The organism is Polaribacter sp. HA6-7 (assembly GCF_055693625.1).
Genome location: NZ_CM146338.1, coordinates 2,944,539 through 2,964,458, shown reverse-complemented (window position 1 = coordinate 2,964,458; position 19,920 = coordinate 2,944,539). Strand labels below are relative to the sequence as shown.

At 32.5% G+C, this 19,920-nt stretch carries 22 protein-coding genes and 3 pseudogenes; all 25 read left to right on the top strand.

The window, feature by feature from the left end; translation table 11 throughout:
• Positions 1-19 precede the first annotated feature (19 nt).
• The 25 genes and pseudogenes from ACZ1HD_RS16555 to ACZ1HD_RS16435 all read left to right on the top strand — a co-directional run bounded on the left by ACZ1HD_RS16555 (position 20) and on the right by ACZ1HD_RS16435 (position 19,895).
• The gene (locus ACZ1HD_RS16555; protein ID WP_472689391.1) at positions 20-268 is read left to right on the top strand and encodes a T9SS type A sorting domain-containing protein; all 249 of its coding nucleotides are present in this window, start codon (positions 20-22) and stop codon (positions 266-268) included.
• Positions 269-402: 134 nt separating this feature from the next.
• A pseudogene (locus ACZ1HD_RS16550) lies at positions 403-2,318 on the top strand (ulvan lysase-like protein).
• 73 nt (positions 2,319-2,391) lie between these two features.
• A pseudogene (locus ACZ1HD_RS16545) lies at positions 2,392-2,747 on the top strand (glycoside hydrolase family 78 protein); the annotation flags it as partial.
• 45 nt (positions 2,748-2,792) lie between these two features.
• Entirely contained in the window at positions 2,793-4,352 is a 1,560-nt protein-coding gene (locus ACZ1HD_RS16540; RefSeq protein ID WP_472689390.1) for a family 78 glycoside hydrolase catalytic domain, read from the top strand.
• 34 nt (positions 4,353-4,386) lie between these two features.
• Positions 4,387-4,692, top strand: a complete 306-nt coding sequence (locus tag ACZ1HD_RS16535) for an alpha-L-rhamnosidase-related protein (protein WP_472688075.1) — start codon at positions 4,387-4,389, stop codon at positions 4,690-4,692.
• A 185-nt stretch (positions 4,693-4,877) separates the two neighbouring features.
• Positions 4,878-5,246, top strand: a complete 369-nt coding sequence (locus tag ACZ1HD_RS16530) for an alpha-L-rhamnosidase C-terminal domain-containing protein (protein ID WP_472688074.1) — start codon at positions 4,878-4,880, stop codon at positions 5,244-5,246.
• Positions 5,247-5,256: 10 nt separating this feature from the next.
• Positions 5,257-5,625, top strand: a complete 369-nt coding sequence (locus ACZ1HD_RS16525; protein ID WP_472688073.1) for a discoidin domain-containing protein — start codon at positions 5,257-5,259, stop codon at positions 5,623-5,625.
• Between the two features lie 6 nt (positions 5,626-5,631).
• The gene (locus ACZ1HD_RS16520) at positions 5,632-7,140 is read left to right on the top strand and encodes an alpha-L-rhamnosidase-related protein (protein ID WP_472688072.1); all 1,509 of its coding nucleotides are present in this window, start codon (positions 5,632-5,634) and stop codon (positions 7,138-7,140) included.
• Positions 7,068-8,006, top strand: a complete 939-nt coding sequence (locus ACZ1HD_RS16515; RefSeq protein ID WP_472689389.1) for an alpha-L-rhamnosidase-related protein — start codon at positions 7,068-7,070, stop codon at positions 8,004-8,006. The genes ACZ1HD_RS16520 and ACZ1HD_RS16515 overlap by 73 nt, the downstream gene beginning before the upstream one ends.
• Before the next feature lie 50 nt (positions 8,007-8,056).
• On the top strand, positions 8,057-9,253 hold the full coding sequence (locus ACZ1HD_RS16510; RefSeq protein WP_472688071.1) for an enolase C-terminal domain-like protein: 1,197 nt from the start codon (positions 8,057-8,059) through the stop codon (positions 9,251-9,253).
• Between the two features lie 20 nt (positions 9,254-9,273).
• The gene (locus ACZ1HD_RS16505; protein ID WP_472688070.1) at positions 9,274-9,720 is read left to right on the top strand and encodes a hypothetical protein; all 447 of its coding nucleotides are present in this window, start codon (positions 9,274-9,276) and stop codon (positions 9,718-9,720) included.
• Positions 9,660-10,685, top strand: a complete 1,026-nt coding sequence (locus ACZ1HD_RS16500) for a hypothetical protein (protein WP_472688069.1) — start codon at positions 9,660-9,662, stop codon at positions 10,683-10,685. Before ACZ1HD_RS16505 ends, ACZ1HD_RS16500 begins: the two co-directional genes overlap by 61 nt.
• A 31-nt stretch (positions 10,686-10,716) precedes the next feature.
• Entirely contained in the window at positions 10,717-11,769 is a 1,053-nt protein-coding gene (locus ACZ1HD_RS16495; protein ID WP_472688068.1) for an L-rhamnose/proton symporter RhaT, read from the top strand.
• 90 nt (positions 11,770-11,859) lie between these two features.
• Positions 11,860-12,393, top strand: a complete 534-nt coding sequence (locus tag ACZ1HD_RS16490; protein WP_472688067.1) for a hypothetical protein — start codon at positions 11,860-11,862, stop codon at positions 12,391-12,393.
• Positions 12,276-13,619 (top strand): GH39 family glycosyl hydrolase, encoded by a 1,344-nt coding sequence (locus ACZ1HD_RS16485; RefSeq protein ID WP_472689388.1) that lies wholly within the window; start codon positions 12,276-12,278, stop codon positions 13,617-13,619. Before ACZ1HD_RS16490 ends, ACZ1HD_RS16485 begins: the two co-directional genes overlap by 118 nt.
• Positions 13,616-13,954: a hypothetical protein gene (locus ACZ1HD_RS16480; RefSeq protein WP_472688066.1), complete on the top strand. Its 339-nt coding sequence runs from the start codon at positions 13,616-13,618 to the stop codon at positions 13,952-13,954. The genes ACZ1HD_RS16485 and ACZ1HD_RS16480 overlap by 4 nt, the downstream gene beginning before the upstream one ends.
• Positions 13,936-14,319: an InlB B-repeat-containing protein gene (locus ACZ1HD_RS16475; RefSeq protein ID WP_472689387.1), complete on the top strand. Its 384-nt coding sequence runs from the start codon at positions 13,936-13,938 to the stop codon at positions 14,317-14,319. The genes ACZ1HD_RS16480 and ACZ1HD_RS16475 overlap by 19 nt, the downstream gene beginning before the upstream one ends.
• A gap of 119 nt (positions 14,320-14,438) precedes the next feature.
• Positions 14,439-14,954, top strand: a complete 516-nt coding sequence (locus ACZ1HD_RS16470; RefSeq protein WP_472688065.1) for a glycoside hydrolase family 78 protein — start codon at positions 14,439-14,441, stop codon at positions 14,952-14,954.
• The gene (locus ACZ1HD_RS16465; RefSeq protein ID WP_472688064.1) at positions 14,951-17,038 is read left to right on the top strand and encodes a family 78 glycoside hydrolase catalytic domain; all 2,088 of its coding nucleotides are present in this window, start codon (positions 14,951-14,953) and stop codon (positions 17,036-17,038) included. Before ACZ1HD_RS16470 ends, ACZ1HD_RS16465 begins: the two co-directional genes overlap by 4 nt.
• Positions 17,002-17,112, top strand: a pseudogene (locus ACZ1HD_RS16460) (hypothetical protein); the annotation flags it as partial. The gene ACZ1HD_RS16465 and the pseudogene ACZ1HD_RS16460, both read left to right, overlap by 37 nt.
• Positions 17,113-17,304 carry a hypothetical protein gene (locus ACZ1HD_RS16455; protein ID WP_472688063.1) on the top strand — a complete coding sequence of 64 codons (192 nt, stop codon included), beginning with the start codon at positions 17,113-17,115 and terminating at the stop codon, positions 17,302-17,304.
• Positions 17,305-17,416: 112 nt separating this feature from the next.
• The gene (locus ACZ1HD_RS16450; RefSeq protein ID WP_472688062.1) at positions 17,417-18,115 is read left to right on the top strand and encodes a hypothetical protein; all 699 of its coding nucleotides are present in this window, start codon (positions 17,417-17,419) and stop codon (positions 18,113-18,115) included.
• The gene (locus tag ACZ1HD_RS16445; RefSeq protein WP_472688061.1) at positions 18,054-18,767 is read left to right on the top strand and encodes a sulfatase-like hydrolase/transferase; all 714 of its coding nucleotides are present in this window, start codon (positions 18,054-18,056) and stop codon (positions 18,765-18,767) included. The genes ACZ1HD_RS16450 and ACZ1HD_RS16445 overlap by 62 nt, the downstream gene beginning before the upstream one ends.
• 139 nt (positions 18,768-18,906) lie before the next feature.
• On the top strand, positions 18,907-19,278 hold the full coding sequence (locus ACZ1HD_RS16440) for a sulfatase-like hydrolase/transferase (RefSeq protein ID WP_472689386.1): 372 nt from the start codon (positions 18,907-18,909) through the stop codon (positions 19,276-19,278).
• Between the two features lie 32 nt (positions 19,279-19,310).
• Entirely contained in the window at positions 19,311-19,895 is a 585-nt protein-coding gene (locus tag ACZ1HD_RS16435) for a sulfatase/phosphatase domain-containing protein (RefSeq protein WP_472689385.1), read from the top strand.
• Positions 19,896-19,920 lie beyond the last annotated feature (25 nt).

Below are 19,920 nucleotides of genomic sequence, written 5' to 3'. Positions count from 1 at the left end.
AAGTATAAGTAATGAAGAGTTGTTGTCAAAATCAATAAAAGTATATCCAAATCCGGCTAAAGAAAATTTCACCATAGAAATTAGCAATTTAAACAGTTCAAAAGTTGAAATTTTTAACCTCATAGGAAAACTTATCTTAACTAAAGAAGTAAATGAAAAGAAAATTCAAATAAACAACTATAATAGATTTAAGCAAGGGGTCTATTTTGTAAAAGTTACTACAAAAGACAACAATAAAGTGTATCGTAAAAAACTTATAATTAAGTAATTTATAATTTTATCTTAATAAAAAAGCCAGAAGAATATTCTTCCGGCTTTTTTTATTTTAAATTAATCAGGATAAAACAGGATACAGATTAAACTTAATCTTCATAATTTCATAATTCATAAAATATATTTAAAATGAAAAGACGTAACTTTCTACAACTCTCTGCATTTGCAGGTGTAGGTTTATCATTACCAATGTCAGGAATATTAAATGGCTGTTCTAATCAACTAGAACATTCTTTAGAATTTAAAAACTTAATCACAGGTTTATTAAAAGATTGGAGTGATGGTATGTTGAAAGTTCAAATCAATAATCCATCTAATTTAGATGTTCATGGTGCATTAGGTTGCCCATCTTGTTCTCATATTCATGGACGATGTATGGATGCTGTCTATCCGTTTTTATACATGGCAGATAAAACTGGTGATCAAAAATATGTAGAAGGCGCAAAATTAGTAATGACTTGGGCAGAAAATAATGTGTCTCAAGAAAATGGTGCTTGGACCGTAATTAAAAACCCAAAATCTTGGAAAGGAATTACCATATTTGGAGCGATAGCTTTAGCAGAAGCATTACATTATCATGGGCATGTTTTAGATGAAGAAACTCGCAAAGCATGGACAATTCGTTTAGAAAAAGCAGGTCAATATATCCACAATACTTTTACAATAGATTTTACCAATATCAATTATCCTGGAACAGCAGTTTATGGTTTAAATTTAATTGGGAATGTTGTAAAAAGAGATGATTTTAAAGCGAAGAGTAAAACTTTAGCGACTCAAGTAAAAGCTTATTTTACAGAAAATGAAGGTTTATTATTTGGAGAATGTAAAAAAAGCTCAAATAAGTTAAGTGAAAAAGGATTACATGGAGTTGATTTAGGTTATAATGTAGAAGAAACGCTGAATAGTTTAGTAATGTATGCAATAAAAGAGAAAGATGATGAATTACTACAAATCTTAACCAAATCATTAAACAGTCATTTAGAGTTTATGTTGCCAGATGGTGCTTGGGATAATAGTTGGGGTAACAGAATGTATAAATGGAGTTATTGGGGAAGTAGAACTTGTGATGGTAGTCAACCAGCATTCGCAATGATGGCAAATATCAATCCAGCATTTGGAACAGCAGCCGTAAAAAATACAGAACTATTACAAAGATGTACTGCAGATGGATTAATTCATGGAGGTCCTGGTTTTATTGAAGCAGGAATTCCAGCGTGTGTGCATCATACATTTACACATGCCAAACCTTTAGCGGCTTTATTAGATCATTGGGATCATTTACCAGAAATAAATGCAAATGCTAGTTTGCCTAGAGCAACCGCAGATGGTGTAAAACACTTTAAAGATTTAGATGTTTATCTTTTTGCAAGAGGAGATTGGAGAGGTACCGTAAGTGCTTACGATGCAGAATATCATTACAAATACGATTTTAGACAAGCATCTGGTGGAGCTTTAGGAGTTTTATATCACAACAAAGTCGGACTTTTATGTGCTGCAAGTATGGCAGAATATCATTTAGTAGAAAAAAACAATCAGCAACCACAACCAGGTAAAGATATTTGTTTAACGCCAAGAATTGAAATATTTAAAGATGATGTTTGGTACACAAATTTATACGATTTACCAGCAACAGTAGCAACTAAAGATACAAACGGAACTATTGAATTAATAGCAGACGTAAAATTAAAAAATGTAGATAGAAAAGAAGTTGAAGGTACTGCTGCTACATTCGATATTAGGTACAATTGTTCTGTTGATAAAACAGGAATTACAGTAACTACACAACAAGATATCAAAGTACAAACTGCTTTTGTATTGCCAATTGTTTCTCCTTCAAGTGAAGTTGTTTCAAAAATTAGTGAGAACGAAATTACCATTCAAAAACCGAAGGATTGGTAACTATTAAGGCAACAGCATCAATTAAGACAAAAGAAATGGAAGGAAAAAGAACTTTTAACATGGTTCCAGGAGTAGAAGCCTTACCATTAGAAGTGTTTTTTGAAAAAGGAAGTAAAGAATTAGAAATATCAATAACCGTAAGTTAATTTTTTCTGATTCTATTTTATTACAATTTATGCAATAATCACAGAAATTTAAAACCTGTCTAAAAATTTACAAATGATTAAAAGGTATCCATTCATATTAATTTTTCTTGTAGCTGTTTTTTATGGATGCGAATCCTCATCAGTAATAAAAGTAAACGATTTAAAATGTGAATATCGCAAGAATCCATTAGGAATCGAGAATACAAAACCTCGTTTAAGTTGGAAACTTTTTGAAACGAATCAAACTAGAGGACAAAAACAAACTGCTTATCAAATTTTTGTAGCTAGTAGTTTAGAGAACCTTGATAAAAATATTGCAGATATTTGGGATTCGGTAAGGTAGATTCTAATCAGTCAGTAAATGTACCTTATCAAGGTAATGAACTAGTATCTGCAAAGCAGTATTATTGGAAAGTAAAAGTTTGGGATAAAGATGGAAATGTTTCTAATTGGAGTGATTCAGGAAAGTTTTCTATGGGATTACTCAAACAATCGGATTGGAAAGGTGATTGGATTCTAAAACCGAATCAGAAAAAAACAGACCATAATTGGTACAGAAAAAACGTAACACTTTCAGATAAAGCTTCATCAGCATTTGTGTTTGTTGGGTCTTTTGGGTATCATGAATTGTATGTAAATGGAGAGAAAATAACCCAAAATGTAATGAATCCTGTATCAACTTACATGAAAAAAAGGATTGCTTATTTAACCTATGATATTTCTGATAAACTAAAAAAAGGAGACAATGTTATTGCCATTTGGCACGCTGCAGGTTGGTCTCGTTGGCGAAGAATTAGAGAATATAGAAATATCCCTTTTGTATTTAAAGCACAAGCCGAAATTGTAGCAGGTGGTAAACAAATTACTTTAAAAACAGATACTTCTTGGAAAACTAAAAAAAGCCACACAGAATATTATGGAGATTGGGATATTTTACGTTTTGGAGGAGAAACCATTGATGATAGAAAACGAGAAGATGATTGGAATACACCAAAATATGATGATAGCAATTGGATGAATGCCAGTGTGTATAATCACGAAGAACTGAATGCGAAAATTCCTGAAGGAAATAACATCAGTTTTGCATTAAATAGCAGGAAAAATAGAGAAGTAAGAGCAATTTACAGTCCAATTAAAGCAAAATTGAGTGCACAAATGGTAGAGCCTCAAGTAAAATTTAAAGAAATAAAGGCGATTGGAGTTGATAAAAATGATGATGGAACTTACAGAATTGATATGGGAGAAAACTATACTGGTTTTTTCGAAATGGATTTGTATCAAGGGCAAGAAGGCGATTCTATTTTATTTGAAATTAGCGACAGAACAGAAGTACAATCGAATTGGAAACAAAAAAGTAAATATATTTTTGGAAAATCAGGTAAAGGGAAATTTGAAAATCGATTTAATGTCGCAGGTGGACGTTGGATTACCATTCACGGATTAAAATATCAACCTAAAATAGAAGATGCAACAGGTTATGTTGTTACAAACAATCGTAAACAGATTAGTAGTTTTAAATCTTCAAGTAAGCAATTAAATCAGATTTATCAAGTAAACTTAAACACTTATTTAGCCAATACTATGGATGGTATTTTGGTTGATTGTCCTCATCGTGAACGACGAGGTTGGGGAGAAGTAACAGTAGCTGCTATGTATGGTGATGCTTTGCCAAATTTTGAAAGTGGCGCTTATATGGATCAGTATTTACAATATACAAGAGATGCACAATTGCCCGATGGAAAAACACGTGCTGTGATTAATGAAGAAGATCGTCCGTTTTTAATGTGGAAGGCCAACAATCCACTAACTGTTTGGGAAACGTATAGAATGTTGGGTGATAAAAAAGTGTTGAAAGATAATTACAAGTCTATGCAAAAATGGATGACTTGGTTGTATAAAAATTCAAATTACGAAACAAAAGGAGCCATAAAAGCTGGTAAACAGGGCTTAAGAGAATTCCCAGGATTGGGAGATTGGTGTACACCAAGAGGTAACTTCGGACAAGTAGTAACTCGCCGAAGCCATTCATTTTAACAACTGTTTGTATGCGTTTATGTTAGAAAATGCAATGAATATTGCAGACGTTTTAGGAAAAACAGAAGATGCTAAAACTTATAAAGATAGACTGAAAGTTCAACAAGAAGCGACACATAAATTATCCTATAATCCAGAAACGGGTAAATATGTAAAAGGCTATCAAGTAGATCAAGCTTTTGCCTTAATATCCGGCGTAACACCAGCATCAGAAAAAGAAAAAGTAGCAGCAAATTTGGCAGATAATGTCTTGTATAAATTTCCGTATTACGATACAGGAAGCTCGGTCAGGCACTTTATACGCGTTATTTTACAGAGTATGGAGAACGTATGGATTTAATTTACGAGTTGTTAAGAGACAAGCATCACCCTAGTTATGGCTATTTTTTAGAGCAAGGAAAAACAGTATGGCCGTAACGTTGGTCTGCAGTTGGAAACAGTCAAATACATACGTGTTATACAGGAATTGGCGGATATTTTGTCAAAGGTTTTGGCGGAATTCGCCCAAATCCTGAAGAATTAGGAATGCAAAATATGATTGTAAAACCTGTACCTGTTGGCGATTTAACTTTTGCAAACACAAGCTATGAATCGATGTATGGAAACGTAGTTGTAAACTGGAAAAAAGAAGATAATGCCGCTACATTTCACATTGAAATTCCTGTAAATACAAGGGCTAAAGTTTATTTACCAGCAACAAGTAAAGACGGAATAAGTGAAAGTGGTCTTTTAGCAGAGAAATCGGATAATATCACTTACGTTGGAGCAGAAAAAAGTAAAGCTGTTGGTAATTATGTAGTTTATAATGTTACTTCGGGGTATACAATTTTAAGGTGGATGAAATGCCTAAAATCCAATTTCAGAACCTTTAGCAGATTCAAAAAACTTAGCTAAACTAGGAAGAATGAATGCTTCGTCAATGTTTATTAAAACAGAAAAACTACCCGTTTTTGAAGCCTTTAGAGTAAATGATGAAGATGAAGAAACACGTTGGTTAGCAACAGAAACCAAAAATCAATATTTAGAAGTAGAATGGGTAAAACCACAGACGTTTAATCAGATTATTGTTGATGAACATAAAAATAATATCACTTCTTATAAACTTCAATATTTAGAAAATGGTAAATGGAAAGATATTGTAAAAGGAATCAGTTGTGGTGCAATCAAAACGCATCAATTTGATCAAATTAAAACCACAAAAGTTAGGGTTTTCATTGTTGATGCAAAACAACCACCTTCAATTAAAGAAATTAAAATTTTTGATAAAAATTAATTAAATATGCTCAAATCAAATCATAAAAAAGAAGTCTTATTTCTACTTACGATTCTTTTTACAACCTTAGTAAATTTTGCAGCTACGTCGCCAAATTGGGAAGGCGCTCAATGGATTTGGCAAGAAGAAGATGGTCCATCTAACACATGGATGAGTTTTAGAAAAACAATTGCAGTAGAAGAAATTCCGAAAATAGTTGAAGCACATATTGCTGTAGATAGCAAGTTTTGGTTATGGATAAACGGAGAAATGGTAATTTTTGAAGGAGGTTTGTCAAGAGGCCCAAGTCAAGCAGGAGACTGGAATAGAAAGAAAAAAATAACACCTACAAACTCTTGGTACGAAACGATTAATATTCAACCTTATTTAAAAAAAGGTAACAATACTATTGCAATATTAGTTTGGTTTTGGGGAAGAGAAACACATAAAGGCACCCATATTGATAGTGGAAAAGGAGGTCTTTTGTTTTCTGCACAAATTGGAAATCAAAAATTAGTTTCTAATGCATCTTGGAAAGCCATACAACATCCTGCTTATAGCAATGGTATACCACCAGCGAGTAAAGCTTTAGTTCAGTATCCTGTGCAGTTTGATGCTAAAAAATCTATGGGAGATTGGTCTAAAAATGCTTGGTATACTTCTAATTTTGATGATAGTAATTGGCCAAAATCCTTAGAAAAAGGAAATGCAGGTATTGCGCCTTGGTATAATCTAGAGCCCAATATTGTATCTCAGTTAATAAACCATGGTTTAGAAAATTATAAAAATCATAATGATCTACAATTTCCATTTATAAGCAGTGGTCAAATTATAAAATGCAAACTTCCTTTTAATAAACAAATTACACCTTATTTAGAAGTCGAAGCAAAAGCTGGCGATACAATTTTTGTAACAACAGACAATCGACTTAATAAAATTACAGCTACTTACATCACCGGAGCAGGAACTCAGAAGTTTGAAAGTTTTTCTTGGATGAATGGTAATGAAATACGTTATACCATTCCAAAAGGTGTTAAAGTAAAAGCATTAAAGTACAGGTGGATGAGTGTAGGAGAAATGGTTGGTAAATTTGAAATTGATGATCCATTTTATAATCGTTTATGGTGGATGGGAAATAATACCTTATTTGTTTGTGCTCGAGATAATTTTATGGATTGCCCAGATAGAGAACGTGCACTTTGGATTGGAGATGTAGCCGACCAAACAGGTTACCTATTTTATTCTATGGATAATGCAGGACGCCAACTACTTAAAAAAGCGATTCTACAAACGATGTCTTTTAGTCAAGATGGTGTAATAGGTGCGTTAGGTCCTTTAAGAGTTCGTGAGTTGGTTGCACAAAGTTTACAATTTATTGCACAAAGTATTTGGCCTTATTACTTAAATACGGGCGACAAAGAAACCTTACAAAAGGTGTATCCATTTGTATATGAGTATTTAGCATTATTTCCAATGCAAGAAAACGGATTGCCGAATATCGTAAAAGGAAAAGTCCAGATTCTTGGGATTGGGTAGATTGGGGTGTTAAAAATACAGCTGATAAAGAACCGATACAAATGGCATTTTATTACTTGGCTTTAAATAAAGCCAAAGAAATGGCACATGTTTTAGGTGAAGAAACACACGCCAAATGGTATGAAAAACGCATGAAAACCATGAAACCCGCCTTTGAAAAAGCATACTGGAAAGACGGTTTTTACAGTTCAAATGCGGCAAAATTAAAAGACGATAGAGCTAATGCTATTGCAATTGTTTCAGGAATTGCAAATTCAAAATTTCACAATCAAATTGTAGACAACGTTTTAATTCCAAATCATTATTCTAGTCCTCACTTCGAATGGCTTGCAGAAGAGGCTATGTGCATTGCTGGAAGGTATAAAGCCTCATTAGCTAGAATGAAAGAACAGTACCAAAGTCAGGTAGATAAAAAATCGATGTCTACCTTGTATGAAATGTTTCCAAAAGGCGGAAGTTATAATCACGCTTGGAATGGGTCAAACAAAATTCTATCAAAATATATAGCAGGAGTTGAACCAACTAAAGTAGGGTGGAGTGAATTTCAAATATTACCTAATTTGGTACATTTTAAGCAATTTAAAAAAGTGATTCCAACAGTAAAAGGAAACGTAACAATTGATTTAGAAGTAACGGCTAAGCAATATGTATTAGAGTTGGAATCTCCAGAAAATTCTACAGCAATTATAGGGATTCCTAAACAAGATAGGGAAATTAAGGAAGTCTTTGTTAATGGTAAGTTGGTCCGGAGAAAAGGTAAAAACAAGAAGTCTCTTAAAGGTTTAACTCATGATGGTGAAAACGAAAAGTTTCTAAAATTTAAAGTTCAATCTGGTATTTGGGAAGTTAATGCCACTTACAATTAGTTTAAAATAAATCACTTTTGAAAACAAATAGACGCGACTTTATAAAAAGTATGTCTGCACTTGGAATTCTAGGTGCAACCTATCCTTTGTTATCTGCTTGTGCAAGTAAAAATGGAAATGATTATTTAAAAGAAAAGATTTCAAAAATCGAAATATTTCGATACGATATTAATATACCTCGTTATTTTTCTTGGGGAACTTGGCACAATCGTCAGCATTTATTTATAAAAATATCTGCTGGAGATTTCTATGGTTGGACAGAAACACCCGCATCAAAAAATAATCCAGATTTTAAACCAACAGCTTGGGTTAAATATCTAGAAGAATTTAAAGGTTTAACTTTAGGTGAAGCTCAAAAACTATTAGCATCAGAACAAGTATTAGGTTCAAAACGCTCTCTAAAAATGCTAGAGTCTTTAGATATGGCACTTTTAGATGTATCAGGCCGATTGCAAAATAAATCTGCTGTTGAATTATTAGGTTTAACAGGAACAAATCCAGTTCCGGGTTTGTATTGCATACTAGACAAAGACGAGAAAAAAGTTACAGAAGAAGCCGAAAAAAGTATAGAACAGAATCTTGCACATCATCTGAAATTCAAAATGTATGGTGATGAAAAAGTGGATATGAAGTTACTCAAAACCATCAGAGAGGTTTTAGGCGATGAAGCTGTTGTGATTTCAGACGTGAATAAAGGCTACAAAAAGTGGAAATCTTTAGACGAATTAAAAGAAATTTTAGATCGTTTTAGTGCAAATGGACTAAATGCTATTGAAGATCCTGCACATTTAAAAACAAAGCAATGGATTCAATTGCAAGAAATGGTGGGTGATTTAACTTTAATTCCTGATGCGCCAATGCGTCCTGCTTGGAAAGGAATTAAAACAATACAAAAAGGAATGGGACACATTTATAATTTGCATCCCTCTACAATGGGAAGTTTAACCCATACAGCAAAATTAGCGCATAAAGTAAAGGAAATAGGTGCAAAAGTAATGATAGGCGATGATAGTTTGGTAGGGCCTGCTTGTTCTGCGTGGCAACAAATAGCGATTGGCGTTGGAGCCACTTGGGTAGAAGCCATTGAGAAAAAAGAAGATTCTAAAAACTATTTAGAATGTTTGCAAAGCGCAGCTACAAAAAAGGAATCCAATGGATATTACTCATTTAAATCAGCACCAGGATTTGGTTTAGAAATAGATACCCATCAATTAAAAAAAGTAAGTGAATTATACCTAGAAGTATAGTAAATAAAATATAAGTCAAAATGATAAAAGTAGGGTTATTTGGAATAGGTTTAGATACCTATTGGCCACAGTTTGAAGGACTATTAGAACGTTTAGAAGGTTATCAACAACAAATCGCTACTAAAATGGAAAGTTTTGGTGCTGAGGTGGTTAATGTTGGTTTAGTAGATTCTCCTGTAGTTGCTAGAGAAAAAGCGGAGGTGCTTAAAAAAGAAGATGTAGACATCTTGTTTTTATATATCTCAACGTATGCCTTATCATCAACAGTATTACCTGTTGTGCAAAAGGTAAAATGTCCTGTAGTTATTTTAAACATACAGCCTGTTGCAGCCATAGACTATGAAAGTTTTAATGCGTTAGGTGATCGCGGAAAAATGACAGGAGAATGGTTGGCGCATTGTCAAGCTTGTTCGGTGCCGAATTTGCGAATGTTTTTAATCGTGCAGGAATTGATTATGAATTTATAACGGGATATTTAGGCGAACAATTTGTTTGGGACGAAATTGAGGATTGGATTGATGCGACGAAAGTAGCTTTTATAATGCAAAATAACAGATTAGGTGTTTTAGGGCATTATTATGCTGGTATGTTAGATGTGTATTCTGATTTAACCAAACAATCTTCCGCCTTTGGTACTCACATAGAAATTGTGGAGATGTGTGAAGTAAAAAAATATAGAGATGCTGTTACAGCATCAGAAATAGAAGAAAAAATAATAGAATTTAATAACGTATTTGAAGTCATTGATACCTGCGAAGATGAAGAGTTGATTCGCGCTGCAAAAACATCAATAGCTTTAGATAAGCTAGTAGCAAATCATAATTTAGGTTCTTTAGCCTATTATTACGAAGGTGAAACTGCTAATGAATACGAAAATATTGTAACCTCTGTCATTGCAGGAAACACATTGTTAACAGGGAAAAATGTACCTGTAGCAGGCGAGTATGAAGTGAAGAATGCCCAAGCCATGAAAATAATGGATGCTTTTGGAGTTGGAGGTTCATTTTCTGAATTTTATGCGATGGATTTTAACGATGATATTGTTATGCTAGGTCATGATGGACCCGCGCATTTCGCGATAGCAGAAGGTAATGTACAGTTGGTGCCTTTACCTGTATATCATGGAAAGCCAGGAAAAGGTTTGTCTATTCAAATGACAGTAAAGCACGGGCCAGTAACCTTATTGTCGGTTGTTGAAGGTAAAGATGATGTGTTTTTATTAGTAGCAGAAGGCGAATCTGTAGAAGGACCTGTGTTACAGATTGGAAATACAAATAGTCGTTATCGTTTTTCAATAGGTGCCGGAGCATTTATGAACGAGTGGTCAAAACAAGGTCCATCTCATCACTGTGCTATTGGTGTAGGTCATATTGCTAATAAAATCGAAAAATTAGGGAATATTTTAAATTTACGCGTGGTTCGTATTTGTTAAGAACTATCAACCAAAAACTAATAACAAAATTATGCAAGCAATTTTAGGTGTTTTATTTCATTCATTAGGAGGCGTTGCAGCAGGTAGTTTTTATATGCCATACAATAAAGTAAAAGGTTGGTCTTGGGAAACCTACTGGATGGTTGGAGGTATTATGTCTTGGTTAATTGTGCCACCCATTGCAGCTTATTTAACAGTACCAGGTTTTGTAGAAATTATTGCATCAAGCTCCAATACAATTTTAGGAATTACCTTTTTAATGGGATTACTTTGGGGTATAGGAGGTTTGTCTTATGGTTTAGGAGTGCGTTATTTAGGAATGTCTTTAGGAAACTCCGTAGTTTTAGGATTTTGCGCTGCTTTTGGTGCTATTGTACCATCTGTTTATTATAATTTTAATCCTCAAGAAGGTAAAACTTCGTTTACAGAAATGATATCTTCTACTGGCGGACAAGTTGTTTTACTCGGAGTTTTGGTTTGCCTTTTAGGGATTGCGCTTTCTCGGAAAAGCAGGAATGCTAAAAGAAAAGGAATTATCAGAAGAAGAAAAGAAAAAGAGTGTTTCAGAGTTCAATTTGGTAAAAGGATTAATTGTTGCAATCTTATCAGGAATTTTAAGTTCTTTTTTAGCTTTGGTATAGAAGCAGGAAAGCCTTTAGCAGATGCTGCTGTTGCAGCAGGATATGACCACTTGTTTGCTAATAATGTAACTTTTGTGGTGATTCTTTGGGGTGGTCTAGCTACGAATTTAGTTTGGACTACCATTTTGAGTATCAGAAATAAATCGTACAAAGATTTTACAAATAAAAGTACACCAATCCGTAATAATATTTTATTCTCTGCATTAGCAGGAACCATCCGGTTTTTACAATTTTTCTTTTATGGAATGGGTGAAAGTAAATTAGGAAATGGAGCAAGTTCTTGGATTTTACATATGTCTACTATTATTTTAACTGCCAACCTTTGGGGAATTTATCGCAAAGAATGGCAAGGTGTTACCCAAAAAACAAAATGGACCATAACATCAGGAATTGTTGTGATTATTTTATCCGTTGTTTTGGTGGGTATTGGAAATTCTATATAAAAATAAGTAATCATAATACATCAGGAGACTACAGGATATAATCAAAATTTTAAACGGTTAGTTTTGAGAAGTTTGATACCCATAAATGTAATGATGAAAAACCAAAAGTTTTTAAAGCATAATCTCCTTATTTTACTGAGTTTTACTTTTGTAGCCTTTACGCAAGCTCAAGTAAAATTATCTACTGATTTTACAAGTGAAAACGATAAAAAACTTCCTATTCACAATGTTTGGAATACAGCAAATAGAATAAGTCCAAGAAATGGATCTAATATTCGTCCAGGATTAAAGATGAATATTGTTAGAATGGTTGGAGGAATTAATAAAAAAGTAAATGGTGAAAATGTAAAAGATTTAGATTTTGATCCTTGTTTATACGATTCTATCAATAATAAATATGTGTATAGATGGGATCCTTTAATAGAAAGACTTAATAAGGTTGTAAACTCGCAAACCGAAATTTTACAAATCGCTTTAGATCAACCACCTTGGGCTTTTCAACATGGATATACTTTTATTCCGAAGGTACAAGAGATAATATCAACTTTCGTGAAAATGAAAAAACATCCATTTATGGAAATTCTTTACCTCCTGCAGATAAACAAGCCTATCACGATTTTATAAAAGCGTTGATGATAAAATTGGTAGAAACCTATGGAGAAGAACAAGTCTTAAAATGGCGTTTTAGAGTAGGTTCAGAAATTGAAACACCAGATCATTGGTTTGGTACCAAACAAGATTTTATAGAACATTTTGCAAATACAGAAAGTGCAGTAAGAGCTATTTTACCTAATGCTAAGGTTGGATTGCATACTAGAAATCCTGGGTTTTTATATAAAAATGGAACTATTTTAAACTATAAAGGAGAGCCTTATGCTTCTTTTATAGACGATCTTATAGAGTATAACGATGCTAATAATATAAAATGTGATTTTTGGGGATTATCAGATTACATTATTATAGATAATAGTGCTCTTAGAGATATAAATGGAAAATACACCAAAAATTTTGAACCATTAATTAATAACCCTAAATGGAATCCTGAAACAACAATAGATATTATGGAGTATTCTACTGTTACAACTATGAAGGGTACTGATGGAAAAGGATATATAACTTGTGAAACTTCACATAGAGAAATCGTAGAATTGATTTTTTCGAATACCTTTTATAAAAATAAAGACAATGGTTTAGAATTTATTTATAGATGGGGAAATAGAACAGGTAGTGAAAATCCGGATGGAATAAAAGAATTAGATGCAATGCAAGGTTTAGTTCGATACGAAACTAGTATTTCAGGAAACCCTAATACATCCACAAACGAGTTGGATGCTATTTTTGCAAAAAATGAAGCAAAAGATGAATATGACGTATTAATATATAATTACAATAGTAGTTCCATAGTTTATAAAACGAATGAAACTGTAGAGATTTCATTTTCTACAGATTTACCAGTAGGCACAAAATTATACTACAGAAGCAAATCTTATGGAAAAGAAAATAACAAACTCCAAAATTTTTTAATCAATAATCCAAACTATGTAATGAATGGTTTTGATTCGAAAGGAGCTCCAGATCGCACCTTAACAGAGGCAGGTTATACTGCATATCAAAATTATGAAAATCCAAATCCTCATCAATTTACAGAATGGAAAAGTATTGCTACTAAAGCAAGAAATGATGGTAAATCTGGTTCTGAAGTAGTGATGTCAACTGAAATAGGTTCTTTTGCTTTTGAGAAATTTGAATTTAGACCGAAGCTAATTTTGTTGAAGCCATTACTCCAACAACTTATTCTTGGACTACTACTGATGATTTTTCTGCTTGGTCTGCAGTTAAAAATGGAATGACTATAAATAGAGATAATGATAAATTAAGTGTGAATTTTTCTTCTGATGTTTCTTGGCCAATGTTAGCCGTAACAGATGTTAACATCAATGCGAATTTGTATAGTACTTTAAGAATTGTAGCTAAAAATAGTACAGACAAACCAGATCTTCAAATGGCACCAAATGCACCAGGTACAAGTTTTGTGTCTCGGAAGAAAAAAGAAACAGTACCTAATGATAACCAATGGCATACTTTAGATTTTGATTTAACAAATTGGGGATTATGGACAGGTACAATCAATGAATTTAAATTTTATAATAATTTTAGTTCGGAAGTATTGTTTTTGATAAGATAGAATTTATTCCTATAAATGCAACTACACATACTGTAACCCTTAGTAAAGAAGGTCAGGGTCTTTTAAATTATGGCAGTGGTACTGCAATCAATGGGCAAGAATTGAGTTTAATTGCTGTTGCCAATGAAGGTTGGACGTTTGAAGGTTGGGAAGGAGATATTACAAGTACAGATAATCCATTAGCAATAACAGTAACATCAGATTTAAATATAAAAGCCATATTTTCTAATGGTCAATTATCAGTAGAAAAAAATAATTTAGAAAAGATAGTCGTTTTTCCAAACCCTAGTAGTGATGGTGTGTTTCAAATAAAAAATCAAACACCTAAAAGTTGGCAAGTTTATTCTATCACAGGAAAAAAATAATTGAAGGGAAAGGAAATATTATTGATATTTCTACTAAAGCCAAGGGTATTTATATTCTAAAAATCAACAATTTTTTTGTAAAACTACTTTACTAAAATCAACAAAATAAAATTTACCAAATGATAAAAAATCAAACGTTATTATCAATTATATTCTTAGTCTTTATTTGTTTTTCGTGCAATAAACCTTCAACTTCTAGTTCTATTGTTTTTGACAAGTTATTGGTAAATACGCAACAAAATCCATCAACAATAGAAAGTAAACAGCCTTTATTTTCTTGGACTGTAGTTGCAGAAGGTTATAATAAATCACAATCTGCATATCATATTTTAGTAGCAACATCCAAAGAAAAATTAAATGAAAATGATGCTGATGTTTGGAATTCTGATAAAGTAAAAAGTATTAAATCAACGTTTGTAAAATACCAAGGAAAGCCTTTAAAAGCCTTGCAGCATTATTTTTGGAAAGTAAAGATTTGGGATGAAAAAGGAGCTGCATCAAATTGGTCTGCTGTTCAGGAGTTTGAAATGGGTTTGATGGATAACAAAAACTGGGGCGACTCTAAATGGATTACTTTAAATAAAGATACAGAACTTCTGCTTATCAATTTAGAGATTATAAAACAGGCAGAATGAAAAATCAGCCTGCAAAAAAGGTAAAAGGTTTTGCGGCTAGTTATTTTAGAAATGAACTTAAGATTGATAAAAAAATAGAAAATGCCCAAGTGTATATCTGCGGATTAGGATATTACGAGTTGTTTTTAAATGGAGAAAAGGTGGGTGATCACGTTTTAGATCCTGCACCTTCTAATTATAATAAGCAGGCGTATTATGTAAATTATGATATTACAAAACAATTACAATCGGGTAAAAATGCATTCGGAATTATTTTAGGAAATGGTTTTTATGGTCAAAATATTTCTTGGAAAAGAGATCCAGAATCAGAAAAAGATATGGCTTATGGCCCGCCAACCGTAAAATGTTTGGTAAAACTGCAATATACTGATGGCACGTCATCAGATTTTTATACGGATGAACAGTGGAAAGAAGCTACAGGTCCTATAGTCTTCAATAATATTTATGGAGGAGATACTTACGATGCCAATTTCGAATTAGGGAATTGGACTTCTGTTGGTTTTAATGATACTACTTGGGGAAATGCAAAAATAGCATCACCCAAATTAAGAACAATTAGTGCTCAACAAATGCCAGCCATTAAAAAGTTAAAAGAGTTAGCACCTACAAGGGTTTTTAAAGGTACAGATGGAGAATGGATTGTAGATTTTGGGCAAAACATTGCTGGTTGGGTAAAAATTAATGTAGAAGAAAAAAAAGGACAACTGATAGATATTATTACTACAGAAGCACTTTTAACAAACGGAAAAGATATTTTTAAAGGCTCTACAGGTGGTGGTGCAAATGGAATGACACAAGTTTACAAATACATTTGTAAAGGAAATGATTTAGAATCTTGGGAACCAAAATTTAGTTATCACGGATTTAGATATGCTAAAATTAAAGGAATTTCTAGAAAGCCGGATGCAGATATGATTAAAGCAGTTTTGGTAGCTACAGATATTCAAGAAACAGGTAGTTTTTCGTCTTCTGATGAGTTGCTAAACAAAATGCATGACATTAGTAAATGGACAATTGTAGATAATGTACACGGAATTCCAGAAGATTGTCCTCATAGAGAAAAATGTGGTTGGTTAGGTGATGCACACGCATTTTGTGAATATGCTTTATACAATTATGATATGTATGATTTTTATAAAAAATACATGGAAGACATTAAAACACAAATGCGACCAACAAAAGGACATAACAATCCTGAATTAAAGTTTCAAGTGCCTACAATGATTGCACCAGGTAAAAGAACTTCTACGTATGCAAAAATAGATTGGGGTGTTGCAACCATGTATTTGCCTTGGTATAATTATAAGTTTTACGGTGATGATGAAATCGTAAAAGACTATTATGAACCAATGAAAGGATTGACCGATTTTTACCTGAACTTTAAAGGAGAAAACGGAATTATGCAAGATGGAATGGGAGATTGGTGTCCGCCACTTTGGGATAGAAGAAAAAACCCAAGTGCAATGGAATGTGATCCTATTATTTCTGCAAATGCCTATTTTTATGATGTTTTAGGAATTATGGAGAAATTTGCAAAAATGAATAATGATGCTGTTTATGAAGCGAAAATGAAAAAAGAAAAAGAAGCGTTGTTAAAAGCCTTCAATCAACAGTTTTTAGTTGATATTCCAAACACAAAACACAAATGGTATCAAAGTCAGACAGCAACTGTACAAGCTTTACAATTTAATATGGTTCCAGCAGCAGAAATAGAAACTGTTGTAAATGGTTTAGTACACAATATTGTTGAGGTAAAAGGAGGCCATCACTCTACAGGTATTCATGGTAACAGATACATTTATACAGTGTTGTCTAAATACGGAAAAGCAGATTTAGCGTATCAAATTTTAACAACACCAGATTTTCCAAGTCAAACTTATGTAATGAATTCAGGTTTCACAACATGGCCAGAGCGTCAGTTTATTTGGGAAGAAATGGAAGGGCCATCAAACTCTTTAAACCATCCAATGCATAGTGGTTTTGCTGCGTATTTTTACGAGTCTTTAGGTGGTATTCAATCATCAACAGAAAAAGCAGGATTTAAACAATTTATCGTAAATCCGAATTTTCAGGTCAGATTTTAAGTACTAAAGTATCTGTACCTACTCCGTTTGGAAATATCAAAAATAGTTGGACTTCTGAAGATGGTTTCTTAACAATGAATTTGGAAGTGCCTTTTAATACTGAGGCTAAAATCATTTTAGATAAAAAAGAGTTTGAATCTTTAAAAATAAATGATACATCTTTTGATGCTTTTAAAGATAAAAATGAAGTTGTCATTGCAGATGCAACAAATATACTTTTAGGTTCTGGAACCTATAAAATAAAATATCAAAAATCGTCAAAGTAAAGCATTATACAACAGGATGCTTTTAAAATAAGCAAAACTTATTTTTGACTTTATACAGAAGAATTATGAATAAATTTTTTTACTTTTTACCTTATCCTTCGTTTCAATTCAATTGTTTGCACAAACAGCTACTTGCGATGGTACATTACCCTTTGAAGAAAAAGATGGTTTGTTAACAATAGAAATGGAATCCGGAATACTAAACGATGACAGATGGAAAATAGCAACAGAAACATTTGAAGGAGAAGAAGTAACCTATTTGCATTGGACAGGAAATGAGTCTTTTAATGCACTTTCTGGCGCGCCAATTGTTTATAAAATAAAAATTAATAATCCTGGTACATACAGATTTGCATGGAGAATGAGAGTTGGTAAAGGTACAAGTAAAGGAGAGCATAATGATGCTTGGTTAAAGATAGATGGAGAAGATTTTTATGGAATAAAAAACGGTGCCAAAGTTTATCCAAAACCATATTGTAATTCAAGTGCAGATTTACATTGTGCAGAAGGAAGTTCTACAGAGAATTTTATCAAAGCATTTGGTAATCGTTTAGATTATGGTTTTGTAACCAATACCAATGATGGAGATTCTCATCGAGTTTTTGTTACTTTTAATGAGGCTAAAGAGTATACAATTACTATAGATGCTAGATCTTCTTATTTATTTATTGATAAAATGGTGTTACATAGAAATAGTGTTTCTAGTGCAACTGCTTTTAATTTAAACAATCCTGAATCTACGTGTTATAATGCATCATTATCTACCAATGCTATTAAAAAAAGAATTAAAAATTTATCCAAATCCAACTAAAGGAAAAATAGAGATAAAAAATATTCCAAACAATTCAAAACTTACAATTTCTAATATTTTTGGAGCTATCATCAAAAAAATAGAAACAAAAAAATCTTCAGAAATTATTGATATGAGTGATTTAAATAGTGGTGTTTATTTTATTTCTAATGATGATAAAAATAATAGTTTCACAAAAAAATTATTAAAATTTAAGTTGATAAAAGCTCAGGTTTACGTTTTTCTGCTATGTATAGCTCTTCTTTTTAGCTGTAATAAAGAAGAAAAACAAAAACACAAAAAGCCTAATATTCTTTTTATTCTTGTTGATGATTTAGGATATCATGATCTAAGTGTTACAGGAAGTAAATTTTACGAAACACCAAATGTAGATCAACTTGCAAATCAAAGTGTAATTTTTACACAAGGTTATGCAGCAAGTAGAGTTTGTAGTCCTTCTAGAGCCAGTATAATGACTGGTAAATTTACTGCACGTCATGGAATTACAGATTGGATTGGCGCAAAAACCGGTACAAATTGGCGCAGTAGAAAAAGGTATGACAAATTATTGCCAGCAAATTATGTTCAGAATTTACCAAAAGACGATATTACTATTGCAGAAACTTTAAAAAACAATGGTTACAAAACTTTTTTGCTGGTAAATGGCACTTAGGTAATAAAGGTTCGTATCCGGAAGATCATGGTTTTGAAATTAATAAAGGAGGTTTTCATAGAGGAGGTCCTGCAGGTGGTTTTTTAGTCCTTGGCAAAACCCGAAACTAGAAAACAAACAAAAAGGAGAAAATCTTACCATACGTTTAGCTAAAGAAACTGCCAATTTTATCCAACAAAATAAAGATTCAACCTTTTTTGCTTTTTTATCTTTCTATGCAGTGCATGCACCTATTCAGACTACAGAAGTAAAATGGAAAAAATACAGAGATAAAGCAGATAGTTTAGGCATTGCTAATTCAGGTTATAAAATGGAACGTGTTTTACCAATTCGTCAAGTGCAAGACAATCCTATTTATGGTGGTTTGGTAGCAACTATGGATGCTGCTGTGGGTATTGTTTTAAAAACTTTAAAAGATAATGGTTTAGATAAAAATACGATTGTTGTTTTTACTTCTGATAATGGAGGAGTCGCTTCGGAGATAATTTTTCTACAAGTAATTTACCTTTAAGAGGCGGAAAAGGCTACCAATGGGAAGGTGGAATTAGAGAACCTTTTTTTATAAAAGTACCTTGGTTAGAAAGTAAAGTAACAGAAACAGATTTTCCAGTTGTTAGTACTGATTTTTATCCTACTTTATTAGATTTAGCAAATATTCCATTAAAACCAGAACAACATAAAGATGGCATCAGTCTAAAGCCTTTATTGGAAGGTAAAGAGTTAAAAATAAACAGACCTTTATTTTGGCATTATCCTCATTATGGAAATCAAGGAGGAGAGCCATCTTCTATAATTCAACAGAATGGTTGGAAATTAATTCATTATTGGGAAGATAATCGTTTGGAATTATTCAAGTTGCCATCAACTGAAAAAGACGAACTGAACGTAGTTGCAAAACACCCAAAATTGGCAAAACAACTTCACAATAAATTGATGAATTGGTTGCAAAAAGTAGATGCTAAATTTCCTAAAAAAGACACAGAATATGACAGTATAAAAGACGCAAAAAGAGATTTTAATATGATCAACCAAAAATTAAAATCTTTAGAAAAAAATAGATTAGAAATACTTTCTAAAGATTTTAAGCCCAATGCTAACTGGTGGAAAAGTAAAATTACAAAAGATTAATTTTTCTTTTTAGGACCTCTTTTAG

What these genes read in the sequence shown, in the direction of transcription:
- ACZ1HD_RS16490 (WP_472688067.1), top strand. Translation starts at nt 11,860, where the DNA reads ATGATGAAAAACCAAAAGTTTTTAAAGCATAATCTCCTTATTTTACTG.
- ACZ1HD_RS16510 (WP_472688071.1), top strand. Translation starts at nt 8,057, where the DNA reads ATGTCTGCACTTGGAATTCTAGGTGCAACCTATCCTTTGTTATCTGCT.
- ACZ1HD_RS16525 (WP_472688073.1), top strand. Translation starts at nt 5,257, where the DNA reads ATGAATGCTTCGTCAATGTTTATTAAAACAGAAAAACTACCCGTTTTT.
- ACZ1HD_RS16495 (WP_472688068.1), top strand. Translation starts at nt 10,717, where the DNA reads ATGCAAGCAATTTTAGGTGTTTTATTTCATTCATTAGGAGGCGTTGCA.
- ACZ1HD_RS16505 (WP_472688070.1), top strand. Translation starts at nt 9,274, where the DNA reads ATGATAAAAGTAGGGTTATTTGGAATAGGTTTAGATACCTATTGGCCA.
- ACZ1HD_RS16480 (WP_472688066.1), top strand. Translation starts at nt 13,616, where the DNA reads ATGACTATAAATAGAGATAATGATAAATTAAGTGTGAATTTTTCTTCT.
- ACZ1HD_RS16455 (WP_472688063.1), top strand. Translation starts at nt 17,113, where the DNA reads ATGAATTTGGAAGTGCCTTTTAATACTGAGGCTAAAATCATTTTAGAT.
- ACZ1HD_RS16465 (WP_472688064.1), top strand. Translation starts at nt 14,951, where the DNA reads ATGAAAAATCAGCCTGCAAAAAAGGTAAAAGGTTTTGCGGCTAGTTAT.
- ACZ1HD_RS16540 (WP_472689390.1), top strand. Translation starts at nt 2,793, where the DNA reads ATGGGATTACTCAAACAATCGGATTGGAAAGGTGATTGGATTCTAAAA.
- ACZ1HD_RS16535 (WP_472688075.1), top strand. Translation starts at nt 4,387, where the DNA reads ATGAATATTGCAGACGTTTTAGGAAAAACAGAAGATGCTAAAACTTAT.
- ACZ1HD_RS16470 (WP_472688065.1), top strand. Translation starts at nt 14,439, where the DNA reads ATGATAAAAAATCAAACGTTATTATCAATTATATTCTTAGTCTTTATT.
- ACZ1HD_RS16520 (WP_472688072.1), top strand. Translation starts at nt 5,632, where the DNA reads ATGCTCAAATCAAATCATAAAAAAGAAGTCTTATTTCTACTTACGATT.
- ACZ1HD_RS16530 (WP_472688074.1), top strand. Translation starts at nt 4,878, where the DNA reads ATGCAAAATATGATTGTAAAACCTGTACCTGTTGGCGATTTAACTTTT.
- ACZ1HD_RS16445 (WP_472688061.1), top strand. Translation starts at nt 18,054, where the DNA reads ATGCATCATTATCTACCAATGCTATTAAAAAAAGAATTAAAAATTTAT.